Here is an 18,149-nt window from a genome sequence, read left to right as displayed (position 1 = left end):
CCGAAGAGCGGCGCTCAGGTGGACGACTTCACCTCGGACCCATGGACGGCTTGAAATCGGAATGCCTGGACGACTTCAGATTGGACCAAGTGGACGGCTTCGTCGGTATCCTCAGCATAGTGGTAGAAGACGGCACCACGCGGGGGATACTCATGCGGCAGCAGCCGCCACTGCGCGCCGGTGCGCAGCAGATAGAAGATGGCATCGACGATGCGCCGGAGCGGATAGGTCTGTCGCCGTCCGGCCGGGTGGCTGCGCGGGACGAGGGGCGCGAGCAACGCCCATTCGGCATCGGTGAGATCGGTGGCATAGGAACAGGCATCCATGGCGGGGCTCCCGGGTCGTCAAACAGCCCACATCCGCCGCAGCAGCCAGCTCCAAACCTATGGTGAATCAAATACTTAGATCGAGCAATTATCTTTCTTTTCGCGTGAGACGCCGCAGCAGGATGCGGCTCATCGCGAGATAGAGCAGCATCTCGCCGGTCTCGATCAAACGTTCATAGTCTTTCGCGAGCCGGCGGTTGGTGGTCAACCAGGCGATCGTTCGTTCAACAACCCACCTTCGCGCGAGCACCTGAAACCCGCTCGGGCGTGGTGGCGGCTCCGCGTCAGCCCGCATCCAGGTTCCGCCGCTCCACCCATGCTGCGGGATGGACAATCGCCAGCCCAGGGCCTTCTGAAGCCAATCCTTCAGCCCTCGATAAGCCGTGTCGGCCCACATCAGCTCAATGGCCGGAAACAGATGCTGCAGCCCCTCCAACAGGAGTTCGGCCCCGGCACGATCATGGATGTCGGCTGGATGCACCTTGTTCTTCAGCAGATTGCCTTGCGTATCAACGAGAAGATGGCGCTTGCGGCCGTTGATCTTCTTGCCGCCATCGTACCCACGCGCTCCGCCCATCTCAGAGGTTTTCACTGATTGGCTGTCGATGATTGCCGCGGTGGGTTGGCGCGCTTTGCCGATCCGACAACGGTAACTCTCGCGCAGAACCTGGGTCACATGCTCCCAGGTGCCGTCCTCGCGCCACTGGGCATAGTGGTAAAAGACGGCGTAGCGCGGCGGATACTCATGCGGCAGCAGCCGCCATTGGGCGCCGGTACGCAACAGGTAAAAGATCGCATCGACAATGCGGCGTAACGGATAGGTCTGTCGCCGCCCGGCCGGATGGCTGCGGGGGACGAGGGGCGCGAGCAGCGCCCATTCGGCATCGGTGAGGTCGCTGGCGTAGGAACAGGCATCCATGGCGGGGCTCCCAGACCGTCAAACAGCCCACCTCCGCCGCAGCGGCCCAGCACCAAACTTATTCTGAATCAATGACTTACATTGAGCAATAAAATTGCTCACCAGCCTCTTATACCAAGCGGCGTGAAGGCTGACTCATTTGGGGTTTTCAGTCGGGCGCATGTTCGATTCCATGCTGGCGACCAGGAGGTTCGCCATGCGCCCAGGGATCGAGCTTCGCACTGACTATGACGCAGCCCGGCTGCGGGCTTTGGCCAAGGCCACCCGCAATGCTGGACAAAGCCGACGATTGCTCGCGCTGGCCGAGATCTACGACGGCGGCACGCGGAGCAAGGCGGCGCGGGTCGGCGGGGTTGGGCTGCAGACGGTGCGGGACTGGGTGGTGCGCTTCAACGCCCACGGTCCCGAAGGCCTAAGCTGTTTGGTGGCGGAACGTTGTTGGGATCAGGTGCATTGGGCGATTGAGAACTATACGTGGCGCTTCGATGGCTCGCGACGCCCGCCACGTGCCTGGTGGAGGATCTGATGCATTCCCTTCATCCCCAAGCCCGCATCACCCCGGCCGTTCGCCAGGAGATCGCCCGCTCGACCGAGCCCGCCGGCGTGCTGGCCCAGCGCTTCAGCGTGAGCACCGAGACCGTCCGCAAGTGGCGCAAGCGCGGGGCGCAGGACTGCCAGGATCACTCCAGCCGGCCACACAAGCTGCCCTGGAAAGCCACCGACGAGGAGCGCGCCATCGTCTGCGCCCTGCGCCAGGCCACCGGCTTTCCGCTCGATGACCTCACCTTCGTGGTCACGCACTTTCTGCCGCATCTCAACCGCGATGCGGTCTACCGCATCCTCAAGGCTGAAGGCTTGGGGCGCCTGCCGCCGGCGCACCAGCGCCAGCGCAAGATCGGCACGTTCAAGGACTACGATCTCGGCTTCGTGCACATGGACATCAAGCACCTGCCGAAGCTGCAGACCGCCGATGGCGAGCGCCGCAAGCGCTTCCTGTATGTGGCCATCGACCGCTGCTCGCGCTGGGTGCACCTGGCCGTCTACGACGAGCTGACCACAAGCGCGGTCGCCTTCCTGAAAGAGGCGGTCCGCGCCTTCCCTTCAAGATCACGCACGTCCTGACGGACAGAGGATCCTGCTTCACGGCTGATGGCTTTGAGGACGCCTGCTGCCAGCTGAAGGTGGAGCACCGCAGGACCAAGCCCTACACGCCGCAAACCAATGGCCTCGTGGAGCGCTTCAACGGCCGGGTGCAGCGCGAGGTGCTGGGCATCACCATCTACAGCCATCGCGATCTCGAGACGCTGCTCAAGGGCTTCAATCAGGCCTACAATATGAGACGCCAGCGCGTGTTGAAGGGGCAATCCCCGAATGAGGTTGTGCGCAGCCGCCTGGCCACCCAGCCGAAGCTGACCAACCGGCGCTACAAGCCACCCGATTCAGACGCTTTGCCGCCAGCCCTCCAGGTCATCGCTCACGCCAAGGAGGTCTCGCATCCAGACACCAACCTTGGACCATCATGTCCATCGGTCTGCGCGACTGGGCCAATGCATGAGCATCAGCGCCGGTTGGTATTAGAAGGCGAGAATGCACCATCGAACTCTGGGATCAACAATCCAGATGGGCCAAACTTCGGCATCCTGGACCTTCTGATTGTACGGAGTTCGCCATTCCGCGTGCGGCCGCAAGAATAGCATTTCCGCCCAGGACAACATCTAGCCGCTGAAAAGATTTCCGTGGTTCTGGAGTCTCCCAGCTGCCGGGCGCTCACACTTTGGCGAAGGGAAGGTGTGCCTTGGAGGGGTTCGGAGTATGCGCCGGCAACCGGCACGCCAAGCGCAATCACTCCTCACTGTTGTTAGCTCATTGCTTGATGACCAGTCGCCGTGGATAGGTCGTCAGGTCTTCTCGTCCGGATTCAGTCACGACGAAAGACTGCGTAATCGTGACGCCGACGTCACCGAGCCATAGCCCTGGCATCATATGAAATGCCATTCCCGCCTCAAGCACCGTCTGGTCACTGCTGCGGAGACTTGCGGTCCGCTCTCCCCAAGTGGGAGGGAAGCCAATTCCGATGGAATAACCGAGCCGAGCCTCCTTGTGGAGACCATGCCGAGCGATAGTATTTTGCCACGTGCGCTCAACATCAGCACACGTAACGCCTGGTTTAACCTTTTCAAGGGCTGCCTCAATGCCTTCAACGACTGCATCGGCGAGGCGGATGTAGGAGTCAGGCGGCGAGCCAAGGAAGATGGTCCGGCTCAAGGGAGCGTGGTAGCGACGCCGACACGCGGAAGTTTCCAAGTTGATTGGAGTGCTCGTGCCGATTACTCTATCCGACCATGGAGCATGAGGCTCGGCCGATCTCGTTCCGGTCAGTACGTAGGGCGGGCTTGATGCGTAGACGCCGCCATACTCAGGAGTACCCGCGATCATTCGATTATAGACAACCGCCGCGAGGTCACATTCGCGCATGGCTGGATTCGCCGCCTCTACTGCGTCCTTAATCATCGCGTCTGAAATCGCCCCAGCTTCGCGCATGATTGCGACCTCTGCAGGACTCTTGCGGATGCGTATCCAGTTGACCAGAAGTTCAGCATCGAGAAAGCGGACGTTTGGAAGAGAACTAACGAGCTTCGTGTGAGTTCGGGCTGAATAATAGTAGGCGCCAGTTTCAACACCTATCGCCTTGAGCGTCGGGCAAACCTCACGAAGCTGCGCAACCAGAAAATCAACTGGATCACGCTCGGCGGATTGGACATAGTCATCGCTGTACGGTCGGATTGCATTCGCAGTCAGGTGTGTCATTCGTTGCACGGATATAGCGTCCATGAAGCGCCCTATCCAAATGGGCTCGTCCAAATCGCGATGAACCACCAGTACCTGGAACACGTAAAAGGACCAAGCTTCGTACCCCGTGAGATAACAGATATTCGATGGCTCGCTGATCAGCAGCGTATCCATCTCGCGACGTTCCATTTCCTCTTTAACCAAGGCGATGCGGCGGGCATACTCCGCCTTTTCAAAGGGTATTCCGTCTCCGGTCGAGCTCATGACGTATCCTCTCCTGATTTAGCTCAGCATATGGCGGTTCACGATCAGAACCACGACTATGGGCTCTACACATGTGGTAAACTACCTGATCGAGAACAATTCTGTTCAAGCCCTAACCTCCCAGCCGCGGCCCGTGCCGTTCTCGATATGATGTCTGCCCACAACAATTGTCCGGCCTCGTTCGAAATAAGATCGTTTCGTATCTCAATAAGAACGTGCGGAAGTCCGCGCCGCTCCCCGTGAACTGGTATTGAATAGTCACTCAGATCATCGACCGTGTAAGGTTCGTTCAGCGAGGCTTTTATTTTCGGGAAGGAAGCGTTTACCTCCGTGAGCATCGCCTTTGCGAATCGTTCATCCCTGTTAAACAGCAATCCGAGTTCACATTCACGCTCGTCGCCTGTCTGCCTAAGAGCACGCGTAAAACTGTGTATCGCCAGCAATATGGGTTTCTTTCCAACAGCTGCAAAACGATCCAGAGCATTTGCCACCCGTCGGTGATATGGCTGGTGGATCTTTTTCATAACGGAGCCTTCGCTCCATCATCGACAGCGCAAAGTTCCTCGGGATTTGGGTGCCATCACTTATCTCGGGAATGCTGTCGCTCGCTTCCAAAGGCCGATTGCAATCGATTACGAGCCGGCTATAGCGTTGAATATACAAAGGGGCACAAAGAGCATCAGATAGTTTACGAGAAACCTCCTCTGCGCCGATATCATAGGCTATGTGCCGCTCCATATCGCTGTGTCCGACACCGAGGTCGGAGAGGCAGGCAGGAATTGCTCTGCCGGCGTGCTCGCAAATAAGGAAGAACGGCCCATTAAGCTCTTCGCCAACAACTTCGAGCGGCGGTGGATCGGTCTCGGCTAAGCCAAAGCAGCAATGCTCTTGCATGGATGTCTCTTTTTGAGTTTGTTGGGCTTTGTTTTCGCGGGCAAGAAGGCGGGGGCGCGGTTCAATCCCTGCTGGTGTTTAACCATCGATGCGCCAGTTCCACCCAATAGGTGGAGCCAACGCCAAGTACTTTATCATTGAAGTCGTAACTCGCATTGTGCAGCAGGCATGGACCCGATCCGTGGCCATGCTCCCGGTGCTCTCCATTGCCAATACCCAAGAATGCGTAGGCGCCAGGACGTGCAAGCAACATGTAGGCAAAGTCTTCGACGCCCATATCCAGATCGACATTTGTATCTACGTTGGCTCTATCAACGATCGTTTCCATCACCTGCACGGCGAAACAGGTTTCGTCCGGTGTGTTGACCGTCGGCGGGCAGCTGCGAACAAATTTGAACTCGACTTGACATTCGTGTGCGGCGGCGAGGCTCTCCACGACCGATTTCATACGAGATGCAATAAAATCAAGAATGGATATGCTTTGGGCGCGCACGGTGCCGGCAACGGTAGTGATTTCGGGAATTACGTTGGTCGCACCACCCCCGGCCTGGAAGTGGGTGACCGAAAGTACCGCAGCATCGACGGGCTTCTTGTTGCGCGTGATGATACCTTGCAACGCGTTGACGATCTGCACGCCGGCAAATAAGGAATCCTTGCCGTTGTGCGGAGCCGCTGCATGCGCGTCGACTCCTATTATCCGGATATGGAACTCACCGCTGGATGCCATGATTGTGCCTGGCCGGATGCCAAAGTTCCCGGCAGGCATACCTGGCCAGTTGTGCAGGCCAAAGACCGCGCCGACAGGGAACTTCTCAAACAGACCCTCGTCGACCATAACTTTGGCACCCGATCCGGCCTCCTCCGCAGGCGAGAAAATGAACACGATCGTACCGTCGAAATTGCGCGTCCGGGACAGATAGCGGGCTGCTCCCAAGAGCATCGCCATATGTCCGTCATGGCCGCATGCATGCATCCTGCCGGGATACTGCGAGCGATGCGCGAATTCGTTGCGTTCCTGGATTGGCAATGCGTCCATATCGGCGCGTAATCCGATGGAGCGCGTGCCAGTACCTGCTCTAAGCACGCCAACGACACCGGTGCGCCCGAGGCCGCGATGCACTTCGATGCCCCAGCCGGTTAAGGTTTTGGCGATCAGATCAGCGGTCTGAGTTTCTTGGAAACCAAGTTCTGGATGTGCATGCATCCAGCGCCTCAGCGACTGAATTTCGTCGTGTGCCTCTGCGATCTCAGGTATGACGTTCATACTGTGAATCTTTATGTTTGAAGGTTCGCCCACGGCTTCTACTGCGGAGTGGCCCGCTTGTTGATTTCCTACACTGGCGGGGCTTACATACAATGAAGGCACCACGCGCTACTTGAAAGACAACTTCGACTGAGGGCTCCGGGTCAAAGACCACCAATTGTCTTCCGTTTCCCCAGATCAGGTTCTCAGGACGAAGTCGGCACATCATCGTTGTTCAGTGTACGCGGCGCTGTGCATAACATCGTCTGTGCTCGTCCAAGTTTCACTAAGTCTTTGTTATAGAGTTTGTTCTCGCAGTGCCCTGACAAAGGCAACAATACTTCTGAATACGGGTGCGGGATATTCCAGTCGTCGCACCGTTCATCGTGTGGCGCGGTACAGCAGCTAACTCTCTCCCCGAAGAATCCCTCTCTGTGCATCGGCGCGCTCACGCTCCAGCGCGAAAGGCCAGTCTGGGGAGAAACACCTGCCAATCACGTTCACAGCTTTGTTATGAAATGTTCAAGATATACTGTCAAGACCCAGATCTGAACAGTTCTTGCCAATCTTGGATGCTATGGAACCGTTGAATGACGAGATCTCTGATCCCCATCCGTAACACAGTCTAAAGAGGGATCGATGGCGGTTCCTGAGGCGACGTACCAGGCGCAGCCGTCGATTGTTCTCAGCGGATCAAATTCCAATACGGCCCCGATTGACCTATTTCTGATCAATCTTGTACACGGTGGAGTGATGCACTTGGCGGTGTGAGTCGGTAACTCTAGGTATTCCGAGGCAGGATAGATTTAATGCGAGAGCCGCAACGCGTGATTGCCGACCGCATCTCTGCGGTCATGAGTTCGATGACCAGTTCAGAGAAGCGGGCGGCGCGCGCCCTACTTGCAAGGTATCCCGCCGTTGGCCTTGAGAGCGTCACGGCATTTGCCGAACAGGCTAAAGTGAGCGCCCCCACTGTACTTCGGTTTATCGCGAAACTTGGGTTCAGCGGCTATCCAGATTTCCGTCGTGCGCTCCGCGACGAACTGGACCAAAGCCGAGAAAATCCGCTGACGCTACGGCGTAGCGAAGTAATGGATGCGGGGAGTGAGCACGGTAACGAGCTACTTGAGGTAGTGCGAACAACTCTTATGGAGCTCGATCCCGGGCAAGTCGAGGCCGTAGTAGAGCTACTATCCGACGAACGGCGGAACGTCTACATTCTGGGCGGATCGTTTACGGCGAGTGTCGCCGCTCACCTATCGTACCACCTTCGTAAACTGAGGCGGTCTGTGTTCGACCTTCCTGTTGAGATCGATGCACGTGCCAGCCGTCTGGCAGATATCGGAAAACGAGACATTTTGGTCGTGTTTGACATCCGGCGCTACCAAGCCGATGTGGTGGCCACGGTCCGTATAGCTTCCCAGCGCGGTTGCACCGCGATCGTATTCACCGATCAATGGATGTCGGAGGCAGCTGAATTTGCTACTCACATTTTTCGTGCCAAGGTTGACGCGATCTCACCCTGGGATAGCCTCTTAGGTCTCAATGCCATTGTCGAGACAATCGCACTGAAACTAGACCAGCGCCTTTGGTCTGTCGTTCGACCGCGCCTCGAGACAATTGAGCAAAATAAGTCTAACCTTTTAAACGAAACCTGAGAGTCCGTCTGATCGCCGGGTAAGACCAGATGGAACTTTGTTCCCACTGAGGTCATTCTTTAAACCAGCCGGTTAACCGCCGCCGCGCCCCTGTCGCGGTGCTCGTTGCCAAGTTAGCTTTCCAAGAACCAAGGTAACCTATTTCCAAAATTGCGATCCACGTTTGGCGGGATCAATAGCGTTAGTGTCACCCCTCGTCATCAATGGCATGAATCTATCACGCCGGGCTAACCGAAGCGGAGCGACTAGGGAAACGCTCTAAGTTTTATGGGCATGCCGGCGCTATAGCCATATGTTGAGGGTTACATCATGCCCGGTCTGTAGAAGTTTGGTCCCGGTAACACGCTTCCTGAGATCTAAGTCGAACTGCGAAGCAGTCGGATCGAGGTACGAGCGATGTCGGCGATTCGTCTGATCGTCAAGTGCATGGTTAGCGATGTTCTCAGGCCACGGCCTTGAGGTCGGGCGCGGTGGCGTAGGCCCACAGCAGCAGATCATCGATCTGGGTGTTGAGATGGCCGGTGACGATGCGGCTCAAGACGTCGGCGAGATAAGCCTGCGGATCCACTCCGCACAGTTTGCAGGGCTCGACCAGTGAGGCGATAACCGCCCAGTGCTCGCCCCCGCGATCCGATCAGGCTTCATGATGCTGTTCCATTTCCTTGCGAGCGCTATCGGGATTGAGGCTGAGAGAGGCTCCGATGGGGCGCAGGCGCCATTCCCATTGACTTGACGGCGCTGGACCGCGCGATGTGCGATACGCGATAAACGCGCCCTCACGCACCCGTTGCCAGACGGCCGCCCGCGTCAACCCCGCCTGCTCGGTCACCTCGGACAGGGTGGGCAGCCCAGTGACGTCCGCGGTCCCGTCAAGACGCGCAATGTCCTCCGGGGTCAGGCGAACCCAAATCTTCGAGGCCGTCCGACGTTGGTCCGTCGACAGCGCCCCGTCATGGGCCCAGACCCGGATGGCGGCCAAGCTCTGGCCAAGGTACCGCGCCGCGACCGCAGCGGGGACGAACCCGTCGCTGCGGTCCTGCCGGTTTGTCGTGTCGACGGGGCAGCCGGTGGGAATCCCATGCACGCGGCGCATCGAGGCCACCCGATCATAGGTCCAGGGCTTTCCGGTCTGCGTCCGCAGTCCCCGCGCGTTCAGGCGATTGGCGATGCGATGGTCCGGGTGCTGCCCGGCAAGGTCGCGAATGAAGGCCAGCACGTCTGGATCGGTCCGCAGATGCCAGCCGGGAGGCGGACAGCGGACGCTATGCCGGGTTGCGGCGCCGCCGCTCCACAGCAACCGCACGTCGGCCGTCCGCGCGACCGCGTCCGCCACGATCGTGACCTCGACAATCGCCAGGCGCAGCAGGCGCTTGCGGTCCACCGCCGTCGTGGTCTCGGCGTGCCACAGCGCCGGAAGATCGGCCGCGAGGCGGCGGACCTCCTCGGTTTCCTCCTCGGTGAGGGGCGACAGTTCGGTGCGCTGAAGATGCGCGTACTCCTGCTCCAGGTGGTCCACTGCGCCCAACGCGGCCTCCCAGCGGCGTTCCAGTTCGCGTGCAACCAATCGGTTGTCCGGGTCCACGGCATCATACTGGCGTTGTGCCATTCGTGCCTCATAGCGCGCCCGCTCAAGGCGCAGGCACCATTGGTGATCGATGGAGCGCCGCTCTTCGGCCAAGCCCTGCAACGCCGCAATGGTGGTTTCCAAGCCGGCGGGACGGACGGCGTCCAGAAAGGCTTCCGCGGCGATCCGGTCGACCTCCCGCGCCAGGAATGATTGACAGGCCGGTTCGGCATAATTGGCCTGTGCCCGGCGGCATTCATACCGGCGGTGCTGATCGCCGCGGCCATAGCTGACGGCCATCCGGCTGCCACAGCGACCACAGACCACGAGCCCATGGAGCAAGGCCGCACCCTCACGGGGCGCACCGCGGCTCTTGCACGCGAAGTTGGAGAGGTTGTCTCGTAATTGACGGCGGTTCGCCAGATAGGCATCGAAGCTCAGGTAGGCGGGGTAGACATCCTGAACGACGATGTCCCACTCCTCCGGAGGGCGGCGCCGTTCCACCGATGACGGCGGATCGCCCGGTGCGGCCTCGCGCTTCACCCGGCCATAGACGAAGTCGGGTAGCCGGGCTCCGTTACCGAAGCCCAGCCCCCTCAGAACCGGACGTGACGATTGCTCGTCATCCGGCTCAAGCCTCAGCCGCCCGATACCCGACCTGCTGATGGTGTTGACGGTGGCACCATCGATGCAGGAGGCGCAGGTTCCCCATCTCGTTCCCGCCACCTGTGTGGCGAGGCTGAGCATGATGCACGTCCATCATGTTGAGGTCCTCATCCGGATCGAACGGGACACCACATGCGGCACAAGCATAGCCCTGGGCCCGCAGGAGCGCCTGCCGCCGTCTGGAGATGCAGCACGCCGCCAGTCGTGTCCGCCGCCGCTCGTCCCAGTAGGGTTGGGCGTCAGGATCAATGGGGCTGGCGCGCCCCTTGACCTTAATGTGGCGGACAATCTTGGTGTCGCTGTACCAGGGCAGCATCGCCGTCCCTGGGATGGCCGCGTCAGCGAAGTTCCACACCCGCGTCCGGGTCGGCCTGAAGTAGCGAGCCTTGACCCAGCGCCTGCTCTTCTGCGGGTGCCGCCGCCTGGCCCACGCCCACAGCATCTGCCAGACCCGGTGATCGAGATAGGCAAAGGTGGTGGCGGAACAGGCGTGGCGGTAGTACAGAGTCCAACCCCGGATCATCGGAGTCAGAGCCCGCACCACCGCTCCGGCGGGAACCTGTCGATGGGCGTCGAGATACGCTTTGATCGCGCGCAGGTGTGCGCGGACCTTGGCCTTCTCGGGCATGATCAGCAGCTTCCCATTGCGGACCTTCCGGATTGTGAACCCAAGGAAGTTGAAGCCCTCGTCGATCGCGACGATGCGGGTCTTCTCCCGGTTCAGCGTGAGCCCTTTTGCAGCGAGGAACGTCTCGATGGTGGGCTGCACATACTGCCCCAGGATCTCCTTTGACGGGGCCGTTACCAGGAAATCATCGGCGTATCTGATCAGGACGACGCTCTTGTCCATCCCCTTCTTTTGTGCGGCTTTCACGGGGTTGCCGTGGCCGTCTTCACAGCCGAAGAGGCGTTCCATTCCGTCGAGAGCGATATTGGCGAGCACGGGTGATGCAATTCCCCCTTGCGGCGCCCCCGCTCGGCTTTCCTGCCAGTTGCCGCGTTCGATCGAGCCGGCCTTGAGCCAGCGCTTGATCGTCCTCGTAAAGGTCGGCAGCTTTGCCAGCAATGGCCCATGGGCAATTTGGTCAAAGCAGCCGCTGATGTCCGCGTCGAGGATCCATCGGCTCGATCCTTTCTGGCCGAGCGCAATGAACATCGCCTCGATTGCATCCATCGTACACCGCCCGGGCCTGAACCCGTAGCTGTTCGCCTCGAAGCGCGTCTCCCATTCGGGTTCGAGCGCCAGTTTGACGACAGCCTGCAGGACGCGGTCCTTGACGGTCGGAATCCCGAGGCCGCGAGTGCCGCCTCCCGATGCCTTCGGGATATAGACCCGACGCACCGGCTGGGGCTTGTAGCCCTTGAGGTCCAGACCGCTCTCCAGCAGCGCCACCCGGTCTTGCGGCGTCTGGCACACCACGCCGTCGATCCCGGGAGTGTTCCTGCCCGCGTTGCGCTGGGTGACCTGTCGGATCGCCAGTAGCTTCGCGGACCGGGAGCGGATGAGCAGCTTTTGCAGGTTCTTCACCTGCGCGCCGTCATCGGCTTTAGCGGCGCGGAAGATCCGGTGCTGGAGACGTCGTACAACAGCCTCCGTTGCGGTCCAGTCGATGCTGGACCACTCCATCGGCTCTCGCCCGTCGGTCGGTTCGGCTCTCACCATCTGACGTCTCCGAACGGCACTGACGGTCCAGTTCCATTGCTTCCGCTGAGACCTGCCGGAAGTCAGCACCCTTTCGGGCCGGGTATGCCCCGCATCGTGCGGGCCCTGTCCCCGCCGTTACAGCGGGGCCTTCGCTTTCTCCGGCTTTCCTTTACCCCCTCCGTCATCATCCCTTCTTACGATTGGACTTCCGCTGTGTTGCGGGACGGGTGGGGCTTACCCTGTTGCCTGATCGGGAGTTGCGATCGGGGCGGCTGCGTCCTTTGATCCGGCGGGAGTTGCTGTCACCGTCGCCAACGGCACTATCTGGCGATCCAACCCGCTTACCTTTTGGTTCAGGCCACCAGCCTCTTGGGCCTGTTCTACGATCACGGACCTTTGATGGACATTCGCTTGCGCTCAGCCTTCCGATCTCTGCTAGGGCCGACCCGGATCGAGGCTTCCAGGTCTCAGCCCATTGTCTCCAGCGCTCGGTACGTCGGATTGCTCCTTCGCACTGCCGGATAGCAGCACCCAGGTGAATGGGGTCTTCTCTCGTATGAAGCACTCCTTCCTTATCAGGCCTTACGCTGTCAGAGTTCAGGTGTCGTGAGCTCTGACAGCTCAGGTCGCACCGTTCCCGCATAAGCCGGGTTAACGAGCATCTTCTGGATCATCTGATAGGACGGCCTCATCCAGGCGATCCGTCCGGCATCGGGACCCGATTGCAGCAGCCGCGGCAACAGCAAGCCATTCTCGAGAAAGTGGCGCTGCACGGCGCGTGCATTGCGCAGCACGGCAAACCGCTCGAAGACCATGGACACGGCCTGGCGTACGGCGTCGTCGGGGTCGATGATGGCAATCCCATCCGGGCGACGACGATAGCCGACCGGCAGGGTGACCTTCAGGTCCCCGCGCCGCGCCTTGTTGAGCAGAGCTCCATGCATGCGCGCCTGGAGAATATGAAGTTCTGCGGCAAACAAGGTTCCCTTGACACCCAGCAGCAGTTGATCGTTCGGGTTCTGCGGATCGTAGATCCCATCCTCGTCAGCGATGAGCGTGCGGAACACCGCACAGAGTTCGATCACCCGATGCCAATCGCTGTTGCAGCGCGACAGGCGCGAGACTTCGGTCACCAGCACGATCCCGACCTCACCCAGGCCGATTGCTGCAACCAGGCGCTGGAATCCTCCGCGCTGCTGGCTACTGGCCCCCGACAGGCCGAGATCATCGTCGATGACATGAATGCCGGTCTCCGGCCAGCCCATTTGGCGCGCCCGGTCAACCAGATCGTACTGGCGCCTGGTGCTCTCCTGATTGTTCACGACCTGCTGCGGCGTGGACTGGCGGATATAGACGAGGGCCTGCAGACGCAGATGGCGAGGTTCGATCTTGGACGGCGCATTCATGAGACATCTGCCTTTCCGAGGCCCTGCGGCTTCTCAGGTGGCGGCGCAGCAGCTCCGCCCACAGGGCCGCCATGGGATTGTGGATGTCGGCTGGCAGCGTGGCCCAGATCGGTGGCTTCGGGGCTGACATGATCGGTCTCCACGCACGGCACTCTGCCGTGCGCTCGCACCAACCGGACCAGGGCGCGCAGACTTCCCGGCGAGAACCGGAGCGGCATGGTTGAACCTCCGTCCTTGGACAGGTCGGTCCAGGCTAACGGAATCCGCTCCCGTCGCCCATCCGGGAGCTCGACGACCGCTTCGTCCTCGCCATCCTTCTCCGCTAAGCGGATCAGGCGAACAGCTTGCAAGACCAATGGGTGGTGCCAGGCGACGATGCGGGTCCAATGATTCTGAGCGTCAAGTCGAGCAGTATTGTGACGTGGGCTCGTCCGAGCCGGCAAACAGTGCATTCTTGCGCGTGAGGGCCAAGGGCCGGATCGCCCGCTCGACCACGTTGGAGTCGATCTCGATCCGCCCGTCGTCGACAAACCGCGTCAGCCCATCCCAACGCACAAGCGCATAGCGGATCGCCTCGGCCAGCTTGCTCTTCTGGCTGATCAGACCGAGCTTGCCGCGCAACCACGGCTCCAGAGCCTCCAGGATGGGACGGCTCTTCATCTGACGAATCCGGCATCTCTCCGCCGCACTCATGCCGCGGATCTCGCTCTCGATCCGGTAGAGTGCCTCAATGCGTGTGAGGGCTTCGCCGGCAATTGGAGCCGCGCCGGCCACGGCCAGCTCATAAAAGCGCCGCCGCACATGCGCCCAGCAGAACGCCAGCGTCACCTGATTGACTCTCGCCAGAGCCCGATAGCCGCTGTAGCCATCCACCTGCAGCACGCCGGCAAAACCGGACAGATGCTCGATCGGCCGCGCCGCCTTGCGATCCGGCGCATACACGTAAACCACCCCGGGCGGATCAGTCCCGCCCCACGGGCGATCATCGCGTGCATAGGCGAAGAGCTGACCCGTCTTGGTCTGGCCGCGGCCGGGATCGAGCACGGGCGCGGTGGTCTCATCGGCAAATAGACGGGGTGAGGTCTTCAGCTGCGCCAGAAGCCGTTCATGCACCGGCCGCAGATGCCAGGCGGCCCGCCCGACCCAATCGGCCAGAGTCGAGCTGCGGATTCCGATGAAGCCGGACGCTTATTCCAAGGTGAAGCCGGACATCTATTCCGTTTTCATTCCGGACAGTGTTCCGATCTGAAGCCGGACACTCTCCTCGTCTGATCCTGGGTCATGGAAGATGGTGGATTGGGATTGTTCGGTCGTCAATCGGACGATGATGCGGCGCCCGGGGAGCGCTGCTTGCGCAGGCTCTCGCCGGACAGCTCAATCCGATAGGCATTGTGGACGAGCCGATCCAGGATCGCATCGGCAATGGTCGGATTGCCGATGATCTCGTACCAGCGGTCGACCGGGATCTGGCTCGTCACGATGGTGGAGCGCCGCTCATAGCGGTCCTCGACGATCTCCAGCAGATCCCGCCGCTGATCGTCATCGAGCTTCTCGGGCCCCCAATCATCGAGAATGAGCAGATCCACCCGGGCCAGCGCCTTGAGCATCCGCGCGTAGCGGCCGTCTCCCCGCGCGAGTCCCAATGCCGCAAACAGCCGGGGGCGCGGTGATACACCACCGAGAAGTCCTCCCGACAGGCCTTCTGGCCCAGCGCGCAGGCCAGCCAGCTTTTTCCGACCCCGGCCGGTCCGGTCAACAGGAGCCCGCGTCGCTCGCGGATCCAGTCGCAGTAGGACAGCTTGAGGAAGAGCCCGCGGTCGAGACCGCGCGCCGCCCTGAAGTCGACATCCTCGACATGAGCATCATGGCGCAGGCGAGCCGCCCGGGCCCGGCTCTCAAACCGCTTCTGGTGGCGCAGCGTTGCCTCCCGCTCAAGCAGGAGCGCAAGCCAGTCGCCATGCTCAAGAGCACGGGCTTCGGGTTGGGATTGCAGATCCTTGAAGGCGGTGGCCATGCCATGAAGACCGAGATCGGTCAGCAGGGCGAGGGTGGGATGGGTCAGCATGGGATCTCCTCAGTGGAAGTAGCCGGGGCCGCGCAGATTGGCGTGCTCCAGGATGGCGGTGGGCTCGGGGTCGCGGGCGGGTTTGGCGGCCAGGCGGTTGGCCAGGATGGAGGCGATGCTCTTGTAGGTAAGGGCACCGATCTGGAGAGCGCGGGCCGACACGACTTCGGCGCGAGAGGGTTCGAGATCGCGCAACAGGCGCAAAACCCCGAGACAGGTCCGAAAGCCCTGCTCAGGGTGCGGGCGGTGCGCCAGAATGGCCGTGATCAGCCCTTCGGTCCGCGGGCCGACGGACGCCGCCCAACGGCGGAAGCGATCCGGGGTCCAGTCGGCATAGCGCCGATGCGAGCTCGGCATGTGGTCCGGATCGGTGCCGTGCCGGCGCCCACCGTAGCGGCGCTGATGGGCTGCCACGCGCTGGCCGCGGTGGAAGATCTCGATTGTGCGGCTGGTCGCCCGCAGATCGACCTGCTCGCGGATCAGGCCGTGCGGGACCGAGTAGAAGAAGCTCTCGTACTCGACGTGATAGTCCGTGCCGACCCGGGCGAAGCGCCATTCGGCAAACTCGTAGTCGTCGGCCGGCAGCGGCGCCAGCGCCTGGCGCTCCATTGCCTCGAAGAGATGCCGGCGGCTGACGCCGAGGCGGCGCACGACATGATCGTTGATGCGATCACACGCGCCGGCAATCGCCGCATTGGCCTCGGCCAGTGAGAAGAAGGTCTGGTGCCGCAGCCGCCCGAGAATGCAGGCCTGGGCGAAGCGCACGCCATTCTCCACTTTGGCTTTGTCCTTGGGCTTTCGGGGCCGCGCCGGCAGAACGCCGACGCCGTAATGGGCGGCCATCATGCCGTAGCTGCGGTTGATCTCGGGATCGTAGAACGAGGCCCGGTTGACGCCGCTCTTCAAGTTGTCCGGCACGATCAGGCGCGGGACCCCGCCGAAGACGCGGAACATGCGTCCGTGCGCGCCGATCCAGTCGGGAAGCTGCTGGGTCCAGGTCGCCTCGGCGTAGGTGAAGTTGGAGGCGCCGAGCACGGCGACGAAGATCTCGGCCTGGCGGATCTCGCCGGTGCCGGGATCGACAATGGCGATCTTCTTGCCGGAATAGTCGACGAACACTTTGTCGCCGGCAACATGGTCCTGGCGCATGGTCGGCGAGAGGCGGCCCTCGAACGAGCGGAAGAGTTCGCAGAAACGGCTGTAGCCATAGCCGTTGGGATGGACGGCCCGGTACTCCTCCCAGAGGATTTGCAGGGTGACGCCGGGCTTCTTCAACTCGACGACCGCATCGGCCCAGTGGGGCTCGGGCCGGCGACGCTGTCCCTGCTTGACGCCGGCACGGGCAAACAGCCTGCCCTCCAGGGCCTCGTCGGTCAGCGCGCCGGGCAAGGGCCAGCTCAAGCCGGCCTGTTCGGCGCGCTTGAGGTTCTCCTGGACGGTGCTGCGCGCGATCCCGAGCCTCTCGGCGATGTCGCGCACGCTCACGCCGTCACGGGAAAGGCGCAGCATCTGTCTCAACTGTCTCATGGTCAGCTTCCTCTTGGCAGGCATTCCGGTCTCCTCGATGACGTGAGGAGCGTGATGCCCGAGTTGCTGACCCAGGGGATCGTCAGAGTGGGGAAAGTGTCCGGTAATTGATTGGAACGGTGTCCGGCTTCATTCCGGAATGCTGTCCGGCTTCAAATCGGAATACCTGTCCGGATTGCGCCGGAATCCGCAGTCGAGCGATCCAGGCGGATGCCCTGACGGGCATAGATCTGCGCCTGCCGGTAGAGCGGCAGATGATCGGCATACTTGGACACCAGCACCTGCGCGACCAGCGCGTCGGTGGGCAGCCCACCCTCGATCACACGGGCCGGAGCGGGCACTTGCACCACGGCCTCACAGGCGCGGCAGGCGTATTTGGGCCGGCGCATCACCAGCACGCGGAACTGCGCCGGCACGATGTCGAGCCGCTCGGAGATATCCTCGCCGATGCGGTGCAGGAGGTTGCGGCAGCAGGGGCAGGTCGTATCCTCAACGTCGATGATCGTCTCGATCCGCGGCAGATGGGCCGGTAACGCTCCCCGGTTCCGGCGTCGCTGAGCCGCGCGGCTTTCACGCTCGGCCGGATCCGCTTGCTCGTGTTGGGCCTCCGCGGCGGCTTCGGCCTGCTCAGCGTCTTCCAGCGCGAGCAGCAGCTGATCCTCGGGCAGGCTCTCGGCGCGGCGGCCGAAGCGGTGACGCTGCATTGCCTTGATGATCTGCGCCAGGCGTTCAGCGCGGGCCCGCTCGGCCAGGAGCATGGCCTTGAGTAGATCGGGATCATCGGGGAGGGTTTGCGTCGCGCTGGTCACAGGACGAAGTGAATCATGCTTCGACAGGAGCCGCGATGACTCTTATGGATGGGAGCGTCCGCTCAGCTGGGCTCCACCGGCGCAGAGGTCAGTCGTGGCGCATGCACGCGGCGCCAGTCCAACCCTTCGAGCAGAGCGGAGAGCTCGGCAGCCGACAGGTGAATGACGCCGTCCTGCACCTTGGGCCAGCGGAACTCGCCATCCTCCAACCTTTTGGCCACGAGAACCACTCCGGTGCCGTCCCAGAACACCAGCTTGACGCGATCCGCGCGTTTGGCGCGGAAGACATAAACAGCCCCGGAGAAGGGATATGTGGCGCGCCACATATCCGTTCTTATGCGTCGTGAGAGATTATGTGGCGGCGGGATCACTG

The 18,149-nt window shown here is 61.4% G+C and carries 13 protein-coding genes and 5 pseudogenes; 3 read left to right on the top strand and 15 right to left on the bottom strand.

The genetic code is table 11. From position 1 onward, the window contains the following. Positions 1-14: 14 nt before the first annotated feature. Together ACD578_RS26790 and ACD578_RS26785 are read right to left on the bottom strand one after the other, a co-directional pair. Positions 15-326: a transposase gene (locus ACD578_RS26790; protein WP_404294912.1), complete on the bottom strand. Its 312-nt coding sequence runs from the start codon at positions 324-326 to the stop codon at positions 15-17. A gap of 88 nt (positions 327-414) precedes the next feature. Next, positions 415-1,245, bottom strand: a complete 831-nt coding sequence (locus ACD578_RS26785) for an IS5 family transposase (RefSeq protein ID WP_404294854.1) — start codon at positions 1,243-1,245, stop codon at positions 415-417. 196 nt (positions 1,246-1,441) lie between these two features. Between ACD578_RS26785 and ACD578_RS26780 the strand changes: the two are divergent. After that, positions 1,442-1,660 (top strand): annotated as a pseudogene (locus tag ACD578_RS26780) (helix-turn-helix domain-containing protein); the annotation flags it as partial. Positions 1,661-1,770: 110 nt separating this feature from the next. Beyond that, positions 1,771-2,747: pseudogene (locus ACD578_RS26775) on the top strand (IS481 family transposase); the annotation flags it as partial. A 361-nt stretch (positions 2,748-3,108) separates the two neighbouring features. Here the strand turns inward: ACD578_RS26775 and ACD578_RS26770 are convergent. From ACD578_RS26770 to ACD578_RS26755, 4 genes are all read right to left on the bottom strand, one after another. Next, complete coding sequence (locus ACD578_RS26770; RefSeq protein WP_404294911.1) at positions 3,109-4,299, bottom strand: M24 family metallopeptidase; 1,191 nt, start codon at positions 4,297-4,299, stop codon at positions 3,109-3,111. Positions 4,300-4,364: 65 nt separating this feature from the next. Further along, positions 4,365-4,823: an N-formylglutamate amidohydrolase gene (locus ACD578_RS26765; RefSeq protein ID WP_404294909.1), complete on the bottom strand. Its 459-nt coding sequence runs from the start codon at positions 4,821-4,823 to the stop codon at positions 4,365-4,367. Then, the gene (locus tag ACD578_RS26760) at positions 4,708-5,193 is read right to left on the bottom strand and encodes an N-formylglutamate amidohydrolase (protein ID WP_404294908.1); all 486 of its coding nucleotides are present in this window, start codon (positions 5,191-5,193) and stop codon (positions 4,708-4,710) included. The genes ACD578_RS26765 and ACD578_RS26760 overlap by 116 nt, the downstream gene beginning before the upstream one ends. A 61-nt stretch (positions 5,194-5,254) precedes the next feature. Then, positions 5,255-6,457 (bottom strand): M20 aminoacylase family protein, encoded by a 1,203-nt coding sequence (locus ACD578_RS26755; protein ID WP_404294906.1) that lies wholly within the window; start codon positions 6,455-6,457, stop codon positions 5,255-5,257. 788 nt (positions 6,458-7,245) lie between these two features. Here ACD578_RS26755 and ACD578_RS26750 point away from each other — a divergent pair. Next, positions 7,246-8,094, top strand: a complete 849-nt coding sequence (locus ACD578_RS26750; RefSeq protein WP_404294904.1) for a MurR/RpiR family transcriptional regulator — start codon at positions 7,246-7,248, stop codon at positions 8,092-8,094. A gap of 442 nt (positions 8,095-8,536) precedes the next feature. Here the strand turns inward: ACD578_RS26750 and ACD578_RS26745 are convergent. From ACD578_RS26745 to tnpB, 9 genes and pseudogenes are all read right to left on the bottom strand, one after another. Then, positions 8,537-8,728, bottom strand: a pseudogene (locus ACD578_RS26745) (transposase domain-containing protein); the annotation flags it as partial. Then, complete coding sequence (locus ACD578_RS26740) at positions 8,729-10,405, bottom strand: recombinase zinc beta ribbon domain-containing protein (protein WP_404294902.1); 1,677 nt, start codon at positions 10,403-10,405, stop codon at positions 8,729-8,731. It abuts the pseudogene before it with no gap. Further along, positions 10,290-11,987: a group II intron reverse transcriptase/maturase gene (gene ltrA / locus ACD578_RS26735; protein ID WP_404294901.1), complete on the bottom strand. Its 1,698-nt coding sequence runs from the start codon at positions 11,985-11,987 to the stop codon at positions 10,290-10,292. The genes ACD578_RS26740 and ltrA overlap by 116 nt, the downstream gene beginning before the upstream one ends. 572 nt (positions 11,988-12,559) lie before the next feature. Further along, complete coding sequence (locus ACD578_RS26730) at positions 12,560-13,375, bottom strand: recombinase family protein (protein ID WP_404294900.1); 816 nt, start codon at positions 13,373-13,375, stop codon at positions 12,560-12,562. 429 nt (positions 13,376-13,804) lie between these two features. Then, positions 13,805-14,551, bottom strand: a pseudogene (gene tnpC, locus ACD578_RS26725) (IS66 family transposase); the annotation flags it as partial. A gap of 137 nt (positions 14,552-14,688) precedes the next feature. Next, a pseudogene (gene istB / locus ACD578_RS26720) lies at positions 14,689-15,440 on the bottom strand (IS21-like element helper ATPase IstB). Between the two features lie 9 nt (positions 15,441-15,449). Continuing rightward, entirely contained in the window at positions 15,450-16,991 is a 1,542-nt protein-coding gene (istA, locus tag ACD578_RS26715; RefSeq protein WP_404294899.1) for an IS21 family transposase, read from the bottom strand. 128 nt (positions 16,992-17,119) lie between these two features. Further along, on the bottom strand, positions 17,120-17,725 hold the full coding sequence (locus ACD578_RS26710) for an IS66 family transposase zinc-finger binding domain-containing protein (protein WP_404295623.1): 606 nt from the start codon (positions 17,723-17,725) through the stop codon (positions 17,120-17,122). Between the two features lie 113 nt (positions 17,726-17,838). Next, complete coding sequence (tnpB, locus tag ACD578_RS26705) at positions 17,839-18,102, bottom strand: IS66 family insertion sequence element accessory protein TnpB (protein ID WP_404294898.1); 264 nt, start codon at positions 18,100-18,102, stop codon at positions 17,839-17,841. Positions 18,103-18,149: the final 47 nt, after the last annotated feature.

Origin of the sequence: Microvirga sp. RSM25 (genome assembly GCF_044784385.1) — a bacterium.
In the GTDB taxonomy this organism is placed as follows: domain Bacteria; phylum Pseudomonadota; class Alphaproteobacteria; order Rhizobiales; family Beijerinckiaceae; genus Microvirga; species Microvirga tunisiensis.
This window is presented reverse-complemented; position numbering and strand designations above follow the sequence as displayed.